Here is a 19702-nt window from a genome sequence, read left to right as displayed (position 1 = left end):
GCGCTCTGTCACACAATAGCTCAGAAGCTCGAACGCAAGTGGTCGCCGCAGCAAATCGCGGGTTGGCTGAAGCGCGAGCATCCCGACGACGAGGGCGAGCGTGTGTCTCACGAAACGATCTACAGAAGCCTGTTTATCCAGGCCCGTGGCGTTCTGAAGAAGGAGTTGCTTGCACATTTGCGCGCGACACGTGCCATCCGCCGGTCTCGCCATGCTAGCCTGAAGCGGGATGGGCTCGGTCAAATCAAGGATGCGATCTCGATCCGGGAACGCCCGGCCGCTGTCGAAGACCGCGCCATTCCCGGCCACTGGGAAGGTGACCTGATCGCCGGCTCGAAGAACAGCTTCATCGCGACGCTGGTGGAGCGGCGCACGCGCTATGTCATGCTCGTGAAGGTGGGCGGGAAAGAAACGCAGACTGTCGTGGCTGCGCTGACCGCACAAATCCAACATCTGCCGAGAGAGCTTCGCCAGATGCTGACCTGGGACCGCGGCAAAGAGCTTGCCGATCACAAGAACCTGGCACTGGCCACCGATCTCGACATCTACTTTTGCGACCCGCACAGCCCGTGGCAACGCGGCACCAACGAGAATACCAACCGTCTCCTGCGCCAGTACTTCCCAAAGGGCACCGACCTCTCAGTGCACAGCCAGGAACATCTCGACGCAGTTGCTCGTGAACTCAACGAGCGGCCAAGAAAAACGTTGCATTACTTCTCACCAGCAGAGACGTTCCATGAATGTGTTGCGGCGATCGGTTGAAACGGCAGCACAAAGCGGACCTTAGTTTGGAGAGCGGCGAGGCGGCGTTCAACCTGCGTCGCGAGTAGTACCGATTTTAGCGAAGCCTGAACGTTTGTGGGGTATAGAGTGTGATATAGTCATTATTTCTAAATATTTACATTATTCGTCAATGCCTTAAACTCATATTGAATAAGACTTCGTCTCCGCCATTACGCTTTGAATCGGTAGTAATCGCGAGTTCATTTGTTGCCGATGATGCGCGACGTTTATGTCCGAAGTGTGCGGTCCGGGTTAGACTTTCATCTCTAGTCGCGCATCTTGGAAACGGTTCAGAACGCTCGGTATATCTCCGTCAGACAGTGCGCACAGGGCTGTTGAAAGCCCATCGGCGAGCGCTGCGGAGTTTGCAGATACCGACAAAACCCGGCGCGCTGGTGTTTGACCGGCGGGGCTGAGGATGTGACCGTGAGCGTCAGTCAGCATCAGGTTACCGGAATCAGAGGTCGCAACAGCTCGGTCGCGCAGAGAGATACGCTTAGTGATCTGACTTTCGGCGCCTGCCAAACCGACTTGCCAATCGCGCCCATCGTGACGTTGTCCGAGCGCTGCGATTTCCCCCATGTCGACCAAAACGTCTTGCAGCCCCTGTGATCTGAGCAGCGCAGCAATGCGATCTGTGATTGCCCCTTGCGCTACTCCATTCAGAGTCAGCGCCGACTGCCCTGGGTAGGGCAGGCGGATAACATCGTTATTAACCGTGACCTTGTTCCACCCGATGGATTTGCGGGCGGTTGTGGCATCGTCACCGTTGATCAGAGCAGCCCAGAGAGGCTGAATTGTCGGGTCAAAAGCCCCCCCTGAATTCTGGTACAAAACTGTGCACAGGCTGAACAGGCTCAAGAGCTCGGGCGCTGGTTGCAAAAGAAACCCATCGCGGTTCAGGCGCGAAAGTTGGGATTTCGGGCGATACAGGCTGAAGATATCTTCCAGCCGTGTGACTTCGGCTTCGACAGCGGCAAAAACGGGGCGGGCTTGGGTATCTGTCAGCCCGACCAACTGCATGCTGGCGGGTGCGCCCAACGCGGAACCGCGCCACCGTGCTGCTGTAGCAGGGCTAGCGATTGCAGGGCAGGCCGCGCTTGCAGCCGAGATGGTCAGAAACCGGCGGCGGGACAGAAAGGTCATGCGGGTGTCTCCAGTAGTAAGCCCAGATCGACCGGGCCTAGCACCTCAGTATCAGGAATCTCGGACAAGGTCAGAGCGGCACCGCCATACTGGTCGATGAAGGATGCGGCATCGGCTGGGTTGGAAAATGGCACCACCTCACGCGCACCCATGCCGCCTGCCACGTTGGAGCCGACAACAAAGGTGGCGACTTCGGCGGCGATCCAGTTGGATACACCCGGTTGCTGCCAGTTGGGCGCGACACTCATATCACTGACATAAATGGCAGTTATGTCGGCGTCTCGCTCCGGGCTTTTGAGGTAGGCCACCATGTCCCGTACCTGTGCAAAGAACAGTGGTGCGGGATAACCTTCCAGATGGATCTGCCCTTTGGGGCCACCATGCTCGGCGATATTCATTTGGCAGAAGAAGCTCAGCGCATCGGGAGTCAGATCAACCGGGTCGGGGGCAACGGCGACCTCCTCTTTGCAAGCGGCCAAGGCAATCAGCGCAATCAGCACAAGACGTTTCATGGCTCAACCCTCCGGAAAGCGGCACGGGCAAGGGCAAAGCCCAGTACCGGCCAGATCAGCAGCGAGGCGGGCGCGGCCCAGACGGGCAGAGCTTGGGCCGCACCGGTCATGCCGGACGCCATTGCGACGCCTTCGGTCGCGGCGATGTTCCACAAACGAAATGCGTCGGCCGGGTTGGCCACCATCACCCATGGAAAGACGGATTGGGTGAATGTGCCGCCCTCATCCATGACCACGGCTCCCAACAAGCCCAGATCATAGAGGACGACAAAGACTAGCCAGAGCCCGGCCGACAACCCTGCCGCCGCCGTGGCGCCCCTTGCCAGAGCAGACAGCAGGTAGCCCAGCGCCAGAAAAACGGCGCCCAGCAAGATGGAGGTAAGGATTAGGCGCGCCAGAGCCATCAGGCTTTCTTGGCCCGCGCCACCGAACCATGCTGCCACTGCGCCTGCGGTGCCGAAACCGATGGTCATGGCAAAGGCCAATGCCGCCAGATGGGCGGTGAATTTGCCAAGCAGAATTTCTCCGCGTCCGGCGGGGTAGGACAGCAGTAACGACAGACTGCCCCGGTCCACGTCGCCTGCGATGGCGTCGAAAGCGATCATCAGCGCCAGTAGCGGCGCAAGATAGACCGAAAGCGTGGTCATCGAAGCGACCGAGACGGTCAGCATATCGACGCCCAGCGTCCCGGTCGGCGCGCTGCCTGCAAAGGTCAGGGCCAAGGCGAACAGCACCATGATCAGCGTGGCCATCAACAGCCAGCGGTTGCGGCGCAGGATCAACATCTCGGTGCGGGTGATGGCGAGGAAGCGGGTCATTGCATCTCCTCCTGTGCATAATGGCGGTAGAGGTCTTCAAGTTTGGGCGGGGTCATTTCCACATCCGCCACGGCGTCGCCCAGTCCGGCGATGCGGCGCAGGGCCTCCATCTTGTCATCCGGCGAGCAGAGCAGTTCCACAGATGCTCCGTTGATCCGGTTGCCGCCCAGTTCGGCGGCAAGTGCTTCGGGGTTCGCGCTGGCACGCACTTTGAGGCGGATCGGCAGGCCAGCCAGCGCCGACAGATTGTTGAGCGTGTCATCCGCAACCATTCGGCCCTCGCGCATGATGGCGATGCGGTCGGTGCGGGCTTCGACCTCGGTGAGAGCGTGGGAGGCAATCAGGACCGCTGTGCCTTGCCCGGCCAATTCATCGATGATGGCATATAGGTCTTGCCGCGAGATCGGGTCCAAACCACTTGTTGGCTCATCCAACAGCGCTACTTTTGGCCGGCCCAGCAGCACTTGCGCCAAACCCAGACGTTGGCGCATGCCTTTAGAGTAGGTTCCGATCCGGCGGTCCAGAGCGTTGCCAAGGCCCACGCGGTCCAGCAGGCTGGGGACATCGGCCCTGGACCCGGAGAGTTGCGCAAATAAGGTCAGCTGCTCGCGGCCCGTCAGCGCAGGATGAAACGACACTGCCTCAGGCAAATAGGCAGTATCCCGCCGCGCCTGCGCACTGCCGGGAGTGGCATCTCCGATCCGGATGGTTCCGACATGGATCGATGTCAGACCGAGGATAGATTTGATCAGGGTCGACTTGCCCGCGCCGTTATGGCCCAGCAGCGCCACGCGCTGACCAGGGGCAAGAGACAGGGTGATATCGTCAAGAACACGGGTTTTACCTCGGTCCTTGCTGACTTGGGTAATACTCAGGGCCTTATCCGTCATGAGGCACCTTTTTCATAGCTGGGGGTTCAGGGGCTTGCATTAATGGATTGCTGTCCATCACACCGCCCGGCAACAGCGCCGGGAAGGCCGATTGCGACCAGCGCACCAGTTGTACGGCGGGGGAGCCGAGCAAAAGTTTGGCCGCGGGTTGGGTCCACAGCACATGGTCCATACTGTCATTGGGGCGATAAGGGGCGTCGGCGATGCCGTCGCCGTCCACGTCATAGGCGGCAAAATCGGACCAGTAATTGCCGCGCCCGTCTTCGGACCACTCGACCCATTTGGTCGAAACGTATTTCACTTGGGTCCGGTTGCCGACAAAGGCGTTTCCGACGATCCGGTTGCGCTCGGACCCGGCAGTAAAGTGGATGCCGATGCCGCATCCATGGAACCAGTTGTCGGTGAATTCGTTTTTGTTGGAGTTATAAAGGAAGGTGCATTTTTCCTTGGCACCGATCACGACATTGCCGGTGATCTGACTCTTGTTGGCGTAGTTCAACATCACGCCATGTTCACGGTCACCGATTGAGACGTTGTCGGCGACTTTCACATTGGTCGTGAACATCACCGCATAACCCAGATCGTTGCCGATCGAGACATTGTCACTGACAACTGAGTCGTCGGCATACATGTAATGCACCGCAAAACGCAGGTCGCGGAACAGGTTGCCGGTGAAGGTGTTCTTTTTCGACGAGTTCACAAAGATCCCGTCGCGGCCATAGCGGATGTCATTGCTATCCACCACGGAACCGGGCGCGTTCCAGACATAGACTCCGTTTCCACGGTCGTTCATTCGCTGGTCTTGGCGACCTTCAATGCGGTTACCACGAACGATGCTGTCCTTGGCACCATGAATGTCGACGCCAAAAAGATTGCCCAGCAGCACGTTATCCTCGACCACCGGCGCCTTAGCCGTTTTGGTCAGCTGGATGCCACTGTCGATCCCGTCATGGCTTGAACCGGAACCGATCACTGTCAGACCGCGCACGGTTACACCGGGCCCGGTCACGGTGATGACGCTGCCCTCGCCTTGTCCGTCAATGGTGGCCTGTCCTTGCCCGTCAATGGTGACGGGCCGGTCCAGAACCAGGGTTTCGGTATAGATACCGGGGCTCAGGCGGAGGGTGTCTCCATCCGCCGCCTGCGCCAGTGTTTCATTGATGGCCCCCGCCCGGTTGGGCACATCCCAGTCCGCCGCCCAAAGGGGCGAGCCAAGCAGGAGCGGTATGAGCAGGGACCAACGCATGGGTTATGCTCCCGCCGGTTCGACCAGCATCCGGCCGCGCATTTCCATGTGCAGCGCGTGGCAGAACCACTGGCAATAGAACCAGTGCACGCCCGGACGGTCGGCGGTGAAGGTGACCGATGCGGTTGCCATCGGAGCCACTTCCATCGCGATGCCGTAGTTGCCCAGGCAGAAGCCGTGGGTCACATCGTCCACGTCATCCAGGTTGGTGATGTAAACCGTCACCTCGTCGCCCTGTTTGACTGTGAACTTCTCAAGGCTGAAGGTCGGGGCCTGCGAGGTCATATAGACCCGCACCTTATTGCCGTCCCGGATGGGCTCCTCGGCGCCGTCTTCCAAATCGATGCCATCGGCCTCGGCCTGTTTGCGGGCGTCTTCCCATGTGACATCGGCGCGGTCCCAGACGTTGACCGGGTTGACGATGTCGGCGCGAACCATGATCGAGTCGTGCGGCTCAGCAAAGGTCGGACCGTCGTGAACCACTTTCATCTCGTTGGATGAGATGTCGATCAGCTGCTCATTTTCAGGCTTCAACGGGCCCGTGTTCAGGAACCGGTCTTTCGAGAACTTATTCATCGAAATCAGCCATTTGCCGTCGGCCTCCTTGGTTTCACCCATGGTGGTCGAGTTGTGGCCCGGCTGATAGTGCACATCAACCTTCGAGATGATCGGGTCCACGTCCTCACCGGCATAGGCCTTGATGGCGTCTTTGATGTTCCACTTCACGATCTGACTGTCGAGGAACAGCGTGGTGAACGCATTGCCCTGACCGTCATAGGCGGTGTGAAGCGGGCCAAGACCCAGCTGCGGTTCACCCACGATGCAGGAGCGTGGGTCGGCATCGCTTTCGAACAGGGCGTCTAGTTTGGTGACGTCCATGATCGAAACGGTGGGCGACAGCTTACCGTTGATGCAGACATGCTTGCCGTCAGGCGCAGTGTTGATACCGTGCGGCGAGTTCGGGATCGGGATGTAACGGGTGTACTTCTTGTTCTGACCCTTGCGTCCATCCAGAACCTTGACGCCTTTCAGTTCCTGATAGTCACCGGCCTCAATCCCTGCTTCGATTTCTGCGAGGTTGAAGACAACGACATGATCCAGCTCGTTTTCGGTCATCTCGGCCAGGTTCATACCCATTTCCGAGTTGTACGAGGTCGAATAGGCGTATTTGCCCTGATAGTCGCAGTCCGTGTTGTCGAGGTTCCCGGACACGATCACCTGCCACGCCACTTGCATGGTGTCGCCATCCAGCGCCGTGAAGATGTTCACGTATTGCGACGGATCGTCCAGCACTGTGCCATCGTTGACCAGCGGCGTTTCATCCTCACCATTGGCAAAGACATAGCCGGTGCGCGGGAACTTCTGCGGACGTAGACCGTGGATCGCCTTGGCGTTCGGGATTTCGGTGATCTTGTCGCATTTCATCACATCGCAGCGCACGCGGGCGACGCGGGTGTTGGCCTTGTCGTTCATGAACAGATAGCGGCCATCATAGGTACCATCGGTGAACGACATATGCGGGTGGTGAAGGTCGCCGTTGTCATAGGTTTTCATGCCGCGCTTGGCGAGAAATTCCTTGGTTTCCGGCAGCAGACCATCGGTCATGATCTTCAGCGACTCGTTGGTCTGGCCCCAACCGGTGGCCGAGCAGCGGTTGAAGACCGGAACCCGCATCAACTCGCGCATGGAAGGAAAACCCAGAATGCGGAGCTCACCAGTCTGACCCGAGGACCAGAAGCCGTAATACTCGTCCAGTTCGCCGGGCTGCAGATTGGCATTGGCGGCGGCGCTGGCCTGTTTTGCGGTCATCAGGGTCGAACCCAGACCGGTCCCGGCCAGCACGGCGCCGGTTGCGGTTGCGCCCAGCATCCCGCGACGTGTGATGTTCAGTTTGTTGTCATGTTCCGACATGATCGTTCCTCCTTTAGGAAACGGTTTTCGGTTTGGCGTTCGGATGGTTCGCCGGTGGTTGTCCGAGTGGGGTCTTGAGATCGACCGACCCTGTCTTGGCCCGCCGCTTGAGCTGGCGGATAACGACGGGACATTTGTCCTCGGACTGGTAGAGCACCTGACAATGCAGGCAGGTGACGCACTCGTTCGGATTAATCTCACCGGTGGGGTGGATGGCCTGAACGGGGCATTCGTTGGCGCAGGTTTGACAGGGGGTGCCGCAATCCTTGTAGCGGCGCAGCCAGTCGAACATGCGAATTCGGGCGGGGATGGCCAGCGCTCCGCCCAGCGGGCAGAGGTAGCGGCAGTAGAACCGTTCGATGAACAGCCCGATCCCCAGCAGGGTCAGCGCAAAGACCACGAAGGGCCAGTCCCGCATGAATTTCAGAATGATTGCCGTCTTGAAGGGTTCGATCTCGGCATAAGTCTCGGCCAGCGGGATCGAGACGAAGCTGAGGCCGAAGAGACCCAGGAAGATCATGTATTTTGCGGGCCAGAGGCGTTCGTTCAGGCCCCAAGGCAGCGTCCATTGCGGGACGCGTAAGGCCCGCGCGATCTTGTTGGTCAGCTCCTGCAGTGCGCCGAATGGACACAGCCAGCCGCAGTAGGCACCACGGCCCCAGAATAGCAACGCGGCGGCGACGGCAAACCATTGGATGAAGACCAGTGGATCCAGCAGGAACGCATCCCATGAGAAGCCGGTCCGCAGGCTGCCCGCCAATGCCATTAGGTTCACGACGCTCAGCTGTGCATTGGCGTACCAGCCAATGAAGAACAGGGTCATGGTCAGGTATCCGATGCGGAACCAGTAGAAGACCTGTGCATTCATCGTCGCGTGGAACTGGAAGAAGAAGGTTGCGGTCAGCACCAGCAGCATGACGCCAAGCACGGCGATCTCGACCGTGCGGTCCTTCCAGATGCGCTTCCAAAGTGCGGCTTTGGCCGCGGCTTCGCCCGTGGCATCGTCTACAACCGCCGGGGCGGTGACGGACAGCAGGTATTGCTCGGGCAGTTTGTAGCCCAGATCGAAGGTCAGGAACGTCTTCTCAACCGCGCCCACGGCCCGTTGCACCAGCAATTGCAGGCGGAACGGCTCGGCGGGGTCAAACTCGGCCTCGGCAGGGATCTTGAAGATATCCAGTTCGGTGAAGCTGGGCGCATCCGGGGCCGCAACCTTGCCCAGACGCTCTTGCTGCTTGTCAAAGAACCGCACCGAATAGTCGCCCTGAATAAGCTGAATCCGGTCGAAAATTCCACCGCGCACATAGCCTGAACCCTTGAAGCTGTAAGCCCCACGCCCCAGCACCAGAATGGCCTGTTCACCTTCGTCCAGCCACTCGGTCAGATTCTGATACTCGGCCTCGCCCAACAGGGACTTGCCGACCGATGGGACCGAGACCAGCGCCACATGCATGTCGATGAACGTGTCATCCGGCTCGCCCGGTTCCGGGCGTTTGATGGCGCGCTGGTCGCCTGTGGCTGCAAAGGCGGCATTGACCTGACCGACATCCAAAGTCAGGCGCCGGACCGAGCCATCGCCGGACAGAGTGGTCCAGTCATAGACTGAGTTCTTAGCCATATCGATTTCGCGCTTGGGACCATCGGCCTGTAGCGGCGACAGACCACCCAGACCCAGCGCGCGGGCTACCTTGATGCCGCCACGAACCAGGCTGTCATCAATCACCATGATCGTCACAGTCGCGCCCGAAATGATATCGAGGTCATGCCCCTCACCACCGGTCTCGGCTTCGACTTTTAGGTCCAGCCCGGCATAGCCTTCCGTCAATTTTACCATGCGCGAATTGGGAATGCCGATCAGAACAATGGGTTCCGAGTGTTTGACCAGTTTCACTCCGGCCAGAACTGCGTCGTCGTCGATGGCGGCGACCACGTGGATGGGCTTGCCGGAATAGCCGGTGGTGCCAACGAAATCCGAGGTCAGAAAAGCCCATGCGATGATCTCGCCGCCCTTTAGAACCGGAGCAACGGGCACGTCATCGCGCACGGTACCAAAGGCATCGGCTTCGGGGACCAACTCAGAAGGGGTGATGTCAGGCAGGAAGCTGGCGAGGCTGTCAGCATGGGCACTGATAGCCATCAGGCAGGACAGGGTAAGGGCCAGCAGGAATTGGATTGCGCGACTTACGGCCACAGCGCACCTCCGGATACTTGGATTGACGCTATGGACGCGCGCTGGGCGCGTTCGATGTACTTCTTGGGCGCAGCCGGGGGGCCACGGGTTTCAGGCCACAATCGTTTCAAGCTGCAGACCTCAACCAGATCGCGGGGCGAAGGGTGTTCGGTGTGAATAACGTTGCCCCGTGCGAGTACAGGCAAGTTCGGCACCGGGGCCGCCGAGGTGACCGCACACAGCGCGCAATCGGCGCATTTGGGGCAGGGCGCGGTTGGGTCCAGGTCTTCCTCCTCAAGATCTATCTGGACCCAGACCGCGCCTGCCTCCGAGCAGATCTCCACCCACATGCTTTGGCCGGGACTCGCCAGCGCCGGGCCGATCGTTTGCAACAACAGCATAAGGATACCCGCCAACGCACACGTCGCACGTAACGCGCGAACAGGGAGGCTGTGCAGAGGGCTAAGGGCGGGCATGGAGAATCCAACTCGGAAATCGTTCCTAAGTCGTAGGGGATTCTCGCGTGGTGATACTTGACTTCGGTTAGGCTGCAGGAAATTTCGCGTTATTCGTCCGCTTCATCCATCAACCCGCGCAACCAACGCCCTGCCAACCACGCGGCGGGTACGCCCAGGGGAATTGACCACAGGATCGCGGCTACAGGCGTAATCACGCCAAACCCGGCGCTGTTGGCGATCAGCCCCGCTAGAAACAGGTTGATGGCCACGGTCAAAGTCGTGGCCGGATACAAAAGGATGGCCAGTTTCCAGACCGGCCAATTACCCTCAGTGGCTGGTGCCTTCCGAGAAGGTGATTTTGTTCCAGACATTGTATTTCCCTGAAGGTTTGCGCATCGGCAGGCGGCGGACCTCTTCCAATGTTTGCGCGTCATAAACGATCACCGCGCCATCATCTTCCCAGACTGACACCAAAGCGTGGCTGCCATCTTTGGTGAATTCTACATGAGCCACGGTTTTACCCGGTGCAGGGCGTAGAGTTCTAACAATTTCAAGGCTTTGCTTGTCGATCACATGCATCGCATCCTTGTTGGGTCCAAAGAACACATCGGCCCAGACGTAAGGAGAATTCTCATGGCTGCGCATGAAAAACCCCGGCCCTTCGGTTTTGATCTGCTTCACAGTTTTCCATGTCTCCATGTTGATCACGGATACGGTGCCGTCGGTCAGGTGGGGCGTTGCCATCACGGTCGTATCGCCATACCTCCACGTGATCCCCGAGCCCAGATGCGGCATCCCCGGCAGATCCAGATCGGCGACCTTCTGACCGATGACCAGATCAATCACATGACCGCCCTCGCCGCCGCGGGATGCGCCCATGACGTATTCATAGCTCTGGTCGAAAAAGAAATCATCCAGATAGTCCGGCGTAGTGATCTTGCGCACCGGGAAAGGGTCAGGGTTTTTGAATTGTCCTTCGATGCGGAAATCATGACCGATACCAAATTGAGGAGGATTGGCCCCGTAGAAGACCTCCCAGATCTCGGGCACATCCTTGAGGGCCAGAACAAAGCTCTCGCGTGGGGGGGCCTGATAGACCGCCGAAACGCGGCTGGGCTTGCCCTTCTTGCTTTTGATGTCGATGACCTTGACCACGGACAGGTCTTCGGTCGACAGCAAGGTCAGGCTGTTGGGCAGGTAGTTTGCCACTGCTACCCATTTGCCATCGCCCGACATGGCGATGTTGCGACTGTTCAGGCCAGCGCGCACGCGGCCAACCTGTTCCAAGGCCCAGATGTCATACTTCTGGACCCAGCCGTCACGTGACATGATGAACACATATCGCCCGTCTGGGCTGAATTTTGGACCGCCATGAACGGCAAAGGGTGTCTCGAACCGGTCCAAAACCTCGAAAGTGTCACCGTCCAGCACGCTGACATGATGGTCCCCGGTCTCAACAGCCAGAGTGATGTTCATCGGGTCGCTGTCCCAGATGGGGGCTTCAACTGCGACGTAATTCTCGTCCAGAATTCGGCTGGCCATTATGTCGGCCTCACCCCACTCGGGATCGCTTTCCAGCGGTGATTTCAACCAACCCGCCAGTTCTTCGATTTGCAGCGCATCTAGTTCGTGCGAGAAGGCAGGCATTTGGGTTGCGGTCCGCCCTTCGGCGATAACCGCGGCAACGCGGGGGCCGCGCATCCGCTTCAGCGTTTCAGGGATAAGCGCCGGACCCACGCCGCCTAAGCGGTTTTCGCCGTGGCAGGACGCACAAAATTCAGCGTAATCCGAAGGAGCGTCGGCCCACGCAGTTCCGATCAACAACAGCGAGCAGAGAGTGCCGAGTTTGAGTGTCTTAGAAGAACTGATGCGTCGGATCATGGCGTTTCCCCCGGAACGGCGTGACCTGCAGGCGTTCGCCCGCGTCACCCACGCCGATTTCTTGGTTTGACAGATAGCATGCCGGATCTTCCGCCCACGGGTCGCCGGTCACCTGCAAAGCCCGGATACGGGTGTTGCCACCACAGACATCCTTGAGCTGACAGGCGCCGCAGCGCCCTTTCAGGGGGCGGGGACGTGTGCGCAGCATGGCCAGCATTTGATCATCGCCGGTCCAAAGTTCCGAGAACGACCGGGTCTTCACATTGCCGACAGTGTAGTCCGACCAGTAAGTGTCGGGGTGTACGCGGCCCAGATTGTCGATATTGGCCACGCCTAGGCCGCTGGAGTTGCCACCCCATGCCGCCAGATGCTCGCGTACATGAGCTGTTTTTTCAGCATCGAAACGCGCGCGGACCCAGTTCAGGAAATACCCTGCGTCAGCGTCATTATTACCGGTCACGATATCCAGAGGACGACCACCCGAGGCAGCCTCCCATGCGCGCTCCAACAGCAGGTCCAGCCCGCTCCGTGTGCGCAGATGTTCAGCATCTTCGCCCCGGTTCTTGTCCCCACGACCGGCATAGACCAGATGGGACAAGTAGAACTTGTCCACACCTTCGTCATCGCACAATTGCAGCAGGTCGGGCAGGTGGTGTTGCGTGCCCTCGGTCAGGCAAAATCGAAGACCCACTTTGATGCCGCGCTTCTTACATTCGCGGACACCGCGCAGGGCGTCGGCAAATGCTCCTTCGACCCCTCGGAACCAGTCATTTGTGGCCCCGATACCGTCCAGCGAAATGCCGACATAGTTGAACCCCACATCGGCAATCATATCGGCTGTTTCGTCATAGATCCGCGTGCCGTTGGTCGACAATGCCAGCATCGGCACCAGATCGCGGGCCCGTTTGGCGATGTCAAAGAAATCGAACCGGTCCAGTGGTTCTCCACCCGAGAGGATCAGGGCCGGGACGCGAAATTGGCCCAGATCCTCAAGGGTTACCATGGCTTGCTCATGGCTGAGCTCACCGGGGAAGGCCACATCCGCCGAAACAGTATAGCAATGGCGGCATTTCAAATTGCAGCGCCGCGTCAGGTTCCAGATCACCACCGGCTTCACCGGGCCGGGCCGGCGTTTACGCACTGGTGTCGGATTGACCAGTTGGTGCATGTATTCGGTCAGGCGGAACAAGTCTCAGCCTTTCTTTTTCAGTCGCAGCCCGGTCTTTTTCAGGATGCGCGTGGAATAAAGGATATCTTTGGCCCTGCAGGCATCGCCCAGAATGGCCGTGATCTCGGCCCGTTTTTCCTCGACCTCGTCACGGTCCGAACCATGGACCATGGCAAACAGGTTATAGGGCCAGTCGGGCAGGGCGCGGGGGCGTTCATAGCAATGGGTGACAAAGGGCAACGCGCCGATCCGGGAGCCTAATTCGGTGATCCGGTCGTCATCCACATCCCAGACGGTCATCCCGTTCGATGTCATGCCCAATTTGTAGTGGTTCGGCGCGGCAGCGATGCGACGGATCACACCGCGCGACTTCAACTCGGACAAGCGGTACAAAAGGGCATCTTCATCCATGCCAAGTATCTCGGCCACCTGCGCATAAGGCGCGGGCACAAGGGGCAGCCCGCCTTGCAGCGCCTCGATAATCTCTCGATCTGTTGCGTCGATCATGCCGCCACCCGAAAGCCGATGAAAAATTCCTGTAGTTTGGGGAAACGAAGAACGCAGATCCCCGTTTCCCGTTCGATTGCATCAGCAGTGCCCACGATCCCCTCAGGAGTTTCAGTGGCCAGCACGAACCACATGTTCAGCCGGTGCGTACGTTCATAATTGTGGGCAACCTCAGCATGCGCATTGACTTTGGTCAGGACGGTTTCGAATTCTTCAGTTGGCACCGCCATTGCACACAGGCAAAAAGCGCCCCCCATGGCGGCGGCGTCGAAGAACGGACCAAAGCGCGTGATCACTCGGCTGTCTTTCATACGGGTCAGGCGGTTAAGCACTTCGCTTTCAGGAATGCCCAACTCCTCTGCCACGGCTGCATAAGGGTGCGATACCAAGGGTAGATCGTCCTGCATCCGGTTCAGGATCGCGCGATCGGTTCCATCCAGTTTCATGCGGCGGCCTCTTTCGGTTGGATCAGCGCGCCGGTCTGTTTGAAACAGCGCGTCGAGAACAAAACCTTGTGCTGCGCGCCAAACAGGTCCGGCAGCGCGCGCGCATTGGCCAGAATCTCCAGCGCTTCGCTGCGGGTACGGGCGTGGATCATTGAGTAAAGGCGATAAGGCCAGACCCCTTCGGCCGGACACCGTTCATAGCACAAGGTCACTCCGGGGTGGGCTGCAAGGGCAGGACCGGCGGCGTCGATCTGTTCGGATGGCAAGTCCCAGACAACCATTGCGTTGGCTGACCATCCGAGCGCACGGTGGCGCACGATCACGCCCAGGCGCGAGATGATACCGGCTCTGTGCAGTACCTCGATCCGATCCATCACACCCGCAGCGTCGCGACCTATTGACTGGGCCAGCACGGCATAGGGTTCAGTGACCAGCGGCAAACCCGAACTGAGGGCTTGAAGCAACGCGCGATCGCCGTCTTGCAAGACCGATCGATCTATGTTGCGCGGGCTTGGAACGTTTCGGGTCTTGCCGGACATGCGAAACCCCAGATCCACGTTGAACGGACGAACCAACCGAAGGTCGAGAACCTGCAGCCCTGTGCGCTGGGCGATCCGAGCCAGCGTGTCATTTACATGCGCCCGGTCTGGACCGGTTGCCACGAACCAGAGGTTCCATTTGTCCTCGCGCTGGTAGTTATGGTTCACACCCGGTTCGGCGTCGATCATAGCGGCCACTTCTTCCAGGCGTTCACCCGGTGCAGCGACGGTGGCCAGAGTGCTGGCAGAAACCGCGCCAGGGGCAATAGTCGCGCCGACTCTCGTAATCCGGCCGGTCGCCCGCATTCGGGCTAGGCGATCCAACACTTCAATCTCGTCCAGCCCCAACGTGAAAGCCAAAACCTGGAAAGGACGGTCCGTTACAGGAAAATTGCGTTGAAAATCATCCAGCAGGCGGCGATCGATCGGGTCGGTGATATGTTCCATCGCCTACAGCCCCGTTTTGTGCGCGCGGGCGGTGAAGAAGATGCCAGATGGGCTGTCCGCTTCTATCTCACGCAGCTTTTCGAAGTTGTGCGTGTCGTAAACCATGACCTTGTTGGCATCTCGCACGCTGATCCAGACCTCATGCCCACGCGGGGTGAACTCCATATGCAGCACGGCAGGCCCCGGTTTGAACTCGTGGATGATCTCTTTGCTGACACTGTCGATCACCTGGATCGTGTCGTTCAGCGGGTGGGCAAAGTTCACCCAGACCTCTCGCCCGTCCGGTCGCGACATGGCAAAGACAGGCTGGCCATGGGTTTGGGTGCGCCCGGTTTCCGTCAGGGTATCGGCGTCGACCCAGAGCACCTCGTGATGGCCGACGGCGGGCAGCACAAACTCGCCCCCCGTTAGTGCCCAGCCTTCCAGATGGGGCATCTTGTAGACGGGCATCTCTTCCTGACCACGACCATAGTCGGGTAACACGCGGATCGGTTCGGGATTGTTGGCCCAGAGGTCCAGCGCTGTCAGTCCGTCTTCGCCGAATAGCCCGGTGATGTAGGTCCGTCCATTGGCGGTGATAAGCGCGTCATAGGGGTTCTTGCCCATGTCGAAGATCTTGGTGATTTCTGGCTTGCCCGCCGAGAAATCGGCAATCCAGGTCTCGCCCGTGTCCCACATGGTGAACACGAACCGGCGGCCTGGTGCGTCGACCAGACCGATGGTTTTGCTATCGGTGGGGATGTCGGCAACCATTTCAAGCGTGTCGGCATCAAAGACCCGCACACCGCCGGGCTCATAATTCGATACGGCTACCAATTGGCCGTCATCCGAAATCGCGCCGCCAATAGCATTGCCCGCCTGCACGACTCTGTTCACGATCTGGCGTGTGACGATATCGACCTTGGTCAGGCCCCCATCACGGCCAAACACATAGGCAAAGCGTTCATCAGGCGAGTATACCAGCGAGGCATGGGACAGGTCGCCAAGCCCTTCGATCCGCGCCAGCGCGACACGGTCTGATTGATCAATCAGCAAGACCGAGCCCTTGGCCCGTTCGATCACCAGGCCTAAGTCGCCGGTGGCGGTGTGTTCGGCTTGCGCCGTTGTCATCATCAGGATGGCCGCGAGGCCAAGGAAAAAGTGTTTCATTGTTCCTCCTGTTCCAGCAGGTAATGGGCGATCCATTCGGCCTCTTCTTCGCTGATCAGGGGCCGCCACGGGGGCATTGCAGTGCCGGGGATACCGTCAAGGATGACGTCGGTCAGAACGTTTGCATCGTAATGCTCCAACGATTTGGGCCGCAGATCCGGCCCAAGACCACCTTTCAGAGACAACCCGTGGCAAGAGCCGCAATCCTGATGCACAAGCCGTTTGAGCGCGTTGCCATCAAGCACATCGGCGGCAAGGGCTGACGTTGCTATGAGGACGGCCGTTGTGAGTAAAGCGCGTGAGGCCCATGCCGGAAGCCCGCCATTCGATTGGACATCACTAACCATGGGCCTGCTCCAGCAGGTTCGTCACGGTTTGATCCGCATAAAGGGTAACCACTTGCCCGACGATAAACAGCGTCGGGGCCTTCAGATCCGCCTCGCGCACATCCGCCGCCAATTTGTCCAGTCTTGAAACAAGTCGACGCTCGTCTGGCGTTGTCGCTTTGCCTACGGCCAAAACAGGCGTCGAGCCAGGCAGGTTTTCCGTCATCAGGCCCATGGCGATCTGACCGATATTTGCGACACCCATGTAGATGACTAGCGTCGCGTCAGGATCGGCCAGCCGTTTCCAATCTAGGTCCAGCACTTTGTCGGCTTGCCTGTGACCGGTGACATATTGAACCGATGTTGCCAGGCCGCGATGGGTCAGCGGCACGCCAGTGGAACTGGATGCCCCCTGTGCCGCTGTGATGCCTGGCGCGTATTCAATGGCGATACCGTGCGCCATCAGATACGCGGCCTCTTCAGAGCCGCGGCCAAAGATCATCGGGTCGCCACCCTTCAAACGCGCTACGGTGAGGCCAGCGCGGGCCTCTTTTGCCAAAATGTCATTAATGCGGTCCTGCGGCACCGTATGGCACTTGGGCGCTTTGCCGACCGGGATCAGCCGCGCGCCGGGGGCATGCCGGTCCAGAATGTCGGCCGAAACCAGCCGGTCATACACAACCACATCGGCCTCTTGCAGCATGCGCAGTGCGCGCAGGGTCATGAGTTCGGGGTCGCCGGGACCGGCACCAATCAGAAAAACCTTACCGCTCATGTGCAAACTCGCTTGGTCTGAATGTCTTCGAAACCCGGGTCCATTCGGCGAATTGAGGACGTCGCTGGGCCAACCGGGCGTGTCATGCTGGTAGGTTTGCGCATTAACTGCGCTGTTTCCTTGACTAAAGTTAAGGAGCGCGGGATTTGCGCCCGCGCTCCTTTCTTTCTGCCTGTATTTTTGCCTCGGCTCAGGGTTCGACTGTGATCATTCCGATCATGTTCTGTGTCTCCCAATGCGGGCCACACAGGTATTCCTGCGGACCCGGGGTAAGGAAGGTAATCTCGACCGTTTCTTCAGGGAACAACCGGTCGCTTTCCGGCTTGCCGCCATCCTTCAGCAAGACCGAGTGGCTGGTCCGCTTGTCGACATTGACCCAGCGGACAGTGGTGCCGGCCTTCACGGTCAGTTCGGATGGGCAGAAGTTGTACTTGTACATCAGCACCACCTCGGCATCCTCGACCGCCGAGGTTGGCTGGCCAAAAAGCGTGAGATAACGATCTTCTGCTTCGGCGCACAGCTCGGCAGTGCCCTCGGCCGATACTGGCGCGGACAGAAAAAGCAGGGCAGGAAGAAGGTGTTGGGGTTTCATCGTCCAAGTCTCCTTTCCAAAATGGGGTGGGGCCGGAGTGCCCGGCCCCGATCTGTTATTGTTTGACCACGTTGATGAAGGCGGCGTCGTCGTCCAATGCCAGGCTGGTGTCCAGCGTGACATGGTGGAACCGGGCGGCGGCGAAATCGTCATGGATCGCAAAACCAACCGTATAGGTCTGGCCGGGCTCGAGCGGGACGTCACCCGGCGCGCCCGAGTTCAGCGGCCGGGTAAAGACCACGGTCCACATGCCACCGGATAGGTTAGCCGAGGCGGCGATTTCACCGTCATTGACCACGCGCTGATCCAGCAGATAGCCGTTTGTCGCGCTGCTATCGGCGTAGACGCGCATCAGGTCTAGATAGGTGCCGTCTGCCAGGTACTGCTCGATCTGTGCTTCGGCCTCCAGCTTGTCCCAACCGCCTAGCGCTTTGCCACGGCGGCCTTTGATTTCGACATCCGTGCGGCTTTCGCTGATGTATTTGGTCACGGTGTCCTGCGCAGACATGCGACCTGCGATGTCGCCATTGGCGGCAATCGCATCCGTGCCGGGGTCAAAGGGCATATAGCTGTTGTCGGCGTGGCACGAAGCCCAGCAGCCTACCTGATCACCCAACTCGATTCCGGTGCCGGTGATCATCATGGCGACCTTTATCTGGTTGTCGGGATCCATTTTGCCGCCGTCCACGAAGGGTGCAGGGTTGTGGCCTGCATCCGGCCATTGCAGCCGGACATACAGGTTTTCGTCATCATGTGCTGCCTGAACGGTTGCGTCGATTACGCCGCGTTTGCCGGGGATCGGTGTCGGTTCCAATTCGCCGCCTGCAACAATCTTGTTGCCGATCGTGTCCAGCTCTTTGGCGTGGCAGGTCGTACACTGGTCTCCACCTTTGGTCAGAGGGCGAGCGCCGCCGTGGAACTTACCGTTCTGGACCCATTCAAACGAGGCTTGACCGGGGTAGAACAGTTTCAAATCGGCGCTGGCAACCGCGTTCCAGTCGATATCCGCGCCGACATCATCACCACCCCCGCTTGCGGGCGCTGCTGCTTCTTCACCGTTGGATTTGGCGCGTTCTTCGGCCACGGCCGCATCCACCGCCGCAGCGATTTGAGCCTGCACGGCTTCATGCTGCGCCTGTTTGGCGGCTTTCTCGGTCTCGGCTTCCGCGGCTTCCTTGGCTTCGATCCGTTCAAGGCTCGCCATATATTCCGGCGGGATCTGACGGATAAAGTCCGGGTTCGGCGCTTCAAGCTCTTCCAGATACTCTTCGTCGGCCCGGTCGCGGGCGTCCGAGTGCGCAATCCCCTTGTGACAGTCGATACAGGTTTGGCCCACGGTCATCGCGTTCAGGTGCTGTTGACGCGCGCGGGGTTTCTGGAATTCAGGCATCATCGATTCAAAGTCGTGACAGTTGCGGCATTCACGCGAGTCGGTGGCCTTCATCCGTTCCCACTCATTCATCGCCAAATGCACGCGTTTGGCTTCGAACTTCTCACGCGTGTTGATGGTGCCAACCACCTTGCCGTACAGCTCTTTGGACGCCTTGATCTTGCGGATCATCTTGTGGGTCCAGTCCTTGGGCACGTGGCAGTCGGAACAGACCGCACCGACACCGGACCGGTTCACGTCATGGATCGTGCCGGTGTATTCTTCATAGACAAAATCGCGCATCTCGTGACAAGAGATACAGAAATCTTTGGTGTTGGTGGCTTCCATGGCGGTGTTGAATCCGCCCCAGAAGATGATGCCGCCGACAAAGGCTGCGGCAATACCGGCCACGGGCATTCCCCACAGGAAATACCGGCGCCAGATCGGTTTTTTCTTATCCGGTTCGGAAGTCATATCCGGGCTCCGTTTTGGCTGTCTTGTCTGGCCTTGGATGGCAGGCCGGTGAGTTTGGCTGAGTGAACAAACGAGGAAAGGGCGGGCGAGGGGCC

At 59.2% G+C, this 19702-nt stretch carries 20 protein-coding genes; 1 reads left to right on the top strand and 19 read right to left on the bottom strand.

What is annotated here, in order from left to right; genetic code table 11:
* Positions 1 to 762: IS30 family transposase (locus RUA4292_RS08985; RefSeq protein ID WP_058277307.1), on the top strand; the 762-nt coding region annotated here is incomplete at its 5' end.
* Between the two features lie 273 nt (positions 763 to 1035).
* Here the strand turns inward: RUA4292_RS08985 and RUA4292_RS08980 are convergent.
* The 19 genes from RUA4292_RS08980 to RUA4292_RS25540 all read right to left on the bottom strand — a co-directional run bounded on the left by RUA4292_RS08980 (position 1036) and on the right by RUA4292_RS25540 (position 19607).
* A complete protein-coding gene (locus RUA4292_RS08980) occupies positions 1036 to 1929 on the bottom strand; it encodes an FAD:protein FMN transferase (protein WP_058277306.1) in 894 nt (297 codons plus the stop codon).
* Positions 1926 to 2441, bottom strand: a complete 516-nt coding sequence (locus tag RUA4292_RS08975) for a nitrous oxide reductase accessory protein NosL (RefSeq protein ID WP_058277305.1) — start codon at positions 2439 to 2441, stop codon at positions 1926 to 1928. Before RUA4292_RS08975 ends, RUA4292_RS08980 begins: the two co-directional genes overlap by 4 nt.
* Entirely contained in the window at positions 2438 to 3259 is an 822-nt protein-coding gene (locus RUA4292_RS08970) for an ABC transporter permease (RefSeq protein ID WP_058277304.1), read from the bottom strand. Before RUA4292_RS08970 ends, RUA4292_RS08975 begins: the two co-directional genes overlap by 4 nt.
* Entirely contained in the window at positions 3256 to 4149 is an 894-nt protein-coding gene (locus RUA4292_RS08965; RefSeq protein ID WP_058277303.1) for an ABC transporter ATP-binding protein, read from the bottom strand. Before RUA4292_RS08965 ends, RUA4292_RS08970 begins: the two co-directional genes overlap by 4 nt.
* Complete coding sequence (locus tag RUA4292_RS08960) at positions 4139 to 5395, bottom strand: nitrous oxide reductase family maturation protein NosD (protein WP_058277302.1); 1257 nt, start codon at positions 5393 to 5395, stop codon at positions 4139 to 4141. The genes RUA4292_RS08965 and RUA4292_RS08960 overlap by 11 nt, the downstream gene beginning before the upstream one ends.
* Before the next feature lie 3 nt (positions 5396 to 5398).
* Entirely contained in the window at positions 5399 to 7306 is a 1908-nt protein-coding gene (nosZ, locus tag RUA4292_RS08955; protein WP_058277301.1) for a TAT-dependent nitrous-oxide reductase, read from the bottom strand.
* A 13-nt stretch (positions 7307 to 7319) separates the two neighbouring features.
* Entirely contained in the window at positions 7320 to 9443 is a 2124-nt protein-coding gene (locus tag RUA4292_RS08950) for a NosR/NirI family protein (protein WP_233493402.1), read from the bottom strand.
* A 44-nt stretch (positions 9444 to 9487) separates the two neighbouring features.
* Positions 9488 to 9952, bottom strand: coding sequence for a hypothetical protein (locus RUA4292_RS08945; RefSeq protein ID WP_058277299.1), 465 nt, complete (start codon positions 9950 to 9952; stop codon positions 9488 to 9490).
* Between the two features lie 89 nt (positions 9953 to 10041).
* On the bottom strand, positions 10042 to 10305 hold the full coding sequence (locus tag RUA4292_RS08940; RefSeq protein ID WP_058277298.1) for a hypothetical protein: 264 nt from the start codon (positions 10303 to 10305) through the stop codon (positions 10042 to 10044).
* Complete coding sequence (locus RUA4292_RS08935) at positions 10262 to 11815, bottom strand: nitrite reductase (RefSeq protein WP_058277297.1); 1554 nt, start codon at positions 11813 to 11815, stop codon at positions 10262 to 10264. The genes RUA4292_RS08940 and RUA4292_RS08935 overlap by 44 nt, the downstream gene beginning before the upstream one ends.
* Positions 11790 to 13004, bottom strand: a complete 1215-nt coding sequence (nirJ, locus tag RUA4292_RS08930) for a heme d1 biosynthesis radical SAM protein NirJ (protein ID WP_058277296.1) — start codon at positions 13002 to 13004, stop codon at positions 11790 to 11792. Before nirJ ends, RUA4292_RS08935 begins: the two co-directional genes overlap by 26 nt.
* Positions 13005 to 13007: 3 nt before the next feature.
* Positions 13008 to 13490, bottom strand: a complete 483-nt coding sequence (gene ahbB / locus RUA4292_RS08925; protein WP_058277295.1) for a siroheme decarboxylase subunit beta — start codon at positions 13488 to 13490, stop codon at positions 13008 to 13010.
* Complete coding sequence (locus RUA4292_RS08920; protein WP_058274922.1) at positions 13487 to 13936, bottom strand: Lrp/AsnC family transcriptional regulator; 450 nt, start codon at positions 13934 to 13936, stop codon at positions 13487 to 13489. The genes ahbB (RUA4292_RS08925) and RUA4292_RS08920 overlap by 4 nt, the downstream gene beginning before the upstream one ends.
* Positions 13933 to 14922, bottom strand: a complete 990-nt coding sequence (gene ahbB / locus RUA4292_RS08915; protein WP_058277294.1) for a siroheme decarboxylase subunit beta — start codon at positions 14920 to 14922, stop codon at positions 13933 to 13935. Before ahbB (RUA4292_RS08915) ends, RUA4292_RS08920 begins: the two co-directional genes overlap by 4 nt.
* Before the next feature lie 3 nt (positions 14923 to 14925).
* Positions 14926 to 16071 carry a cytochrome D1 domain-containing protein gene (locus RUA4292_RS08910; protein ID WP_058277293.1) on the bottom strand — a complete coding sequence of 382 codons (1146 nt, stop codon included), beginning with the start codon at positions 16069 to 16071 and terminating at the stop codon, positions 14926 to 14928.
* On the bottom strand, positions 16068 to 16418 hold the full coding sequence (locus RUA4292_RS08905; protein WP_058277292.1) for a c-type cytochrome: 351 nt from the start codon (positions 16416 to 16418) through the stop codon (positions 16068 to 16070). The genes RUA4292_RS08910 and RUA4292_RS08905 overlap by 4 nt, the downstream gene beginning before the upstream one ends.
* Positions 16411 to 17172, bottom strand: a complete 762-nt coding sequence (gene cobA / locus RUA4292_RS08900) for a uroporphyrinogen-III C-methyltransferase (protein WP_058277291.1) — start codon at positions 17170 to 17172, stop codon at positions 16411 to 16413. The genes RUA4292_RS08905 and cobA overlap by 8 nt, the downstream gene beginning before the upstream one ends.
* A gap of 190 nt (positions 17173 to 17362) precedes the next feature.
* On the bottom strand, positions 17363 to 17764 hold the full coding sequence (locus RUA4292_RS08895; protein WP_058277290.1) for a cupredoxin domain-containing protein: 402 nt from the start codon (positions 17762 to 17764) through the stop codon (positions 17363 to 17365).
* A gap of 55 nt (positions 17765 to 17819) precedes the next feature.
* The gene (locus tag RUA4292_RS25540; RefSeq protein ID WP_058277289.1) at positions 17820 to 19607 is read right to left on the bottom strand and encodes a NapC/NirT family cytochrome c; all 1788 of its coding nucleotides are present in this window, start codon (positions 19605 to 19607) and stop codon (positions 17820 to 17822) included.
* Positions 19608 to 19702: the final 95 nt, after the last annotated feature.

The sequence above is a fragment of the Ruegeria atlantica genome, from assembly GCF_001458195.1.
Classification (GTDB): domain Bacteria; phylum Pseudomonadota; class Alphaproteobacteria; order Rhodobacterales; family Rhodobacteraceae; genus Ruegeria; species Ruegeria atlantica.
The sequence above is the reverse complement of the archived record's forward strand: the minus strand, read 5'-3'. Positions and strand labels throughout refer to the sequence as shown.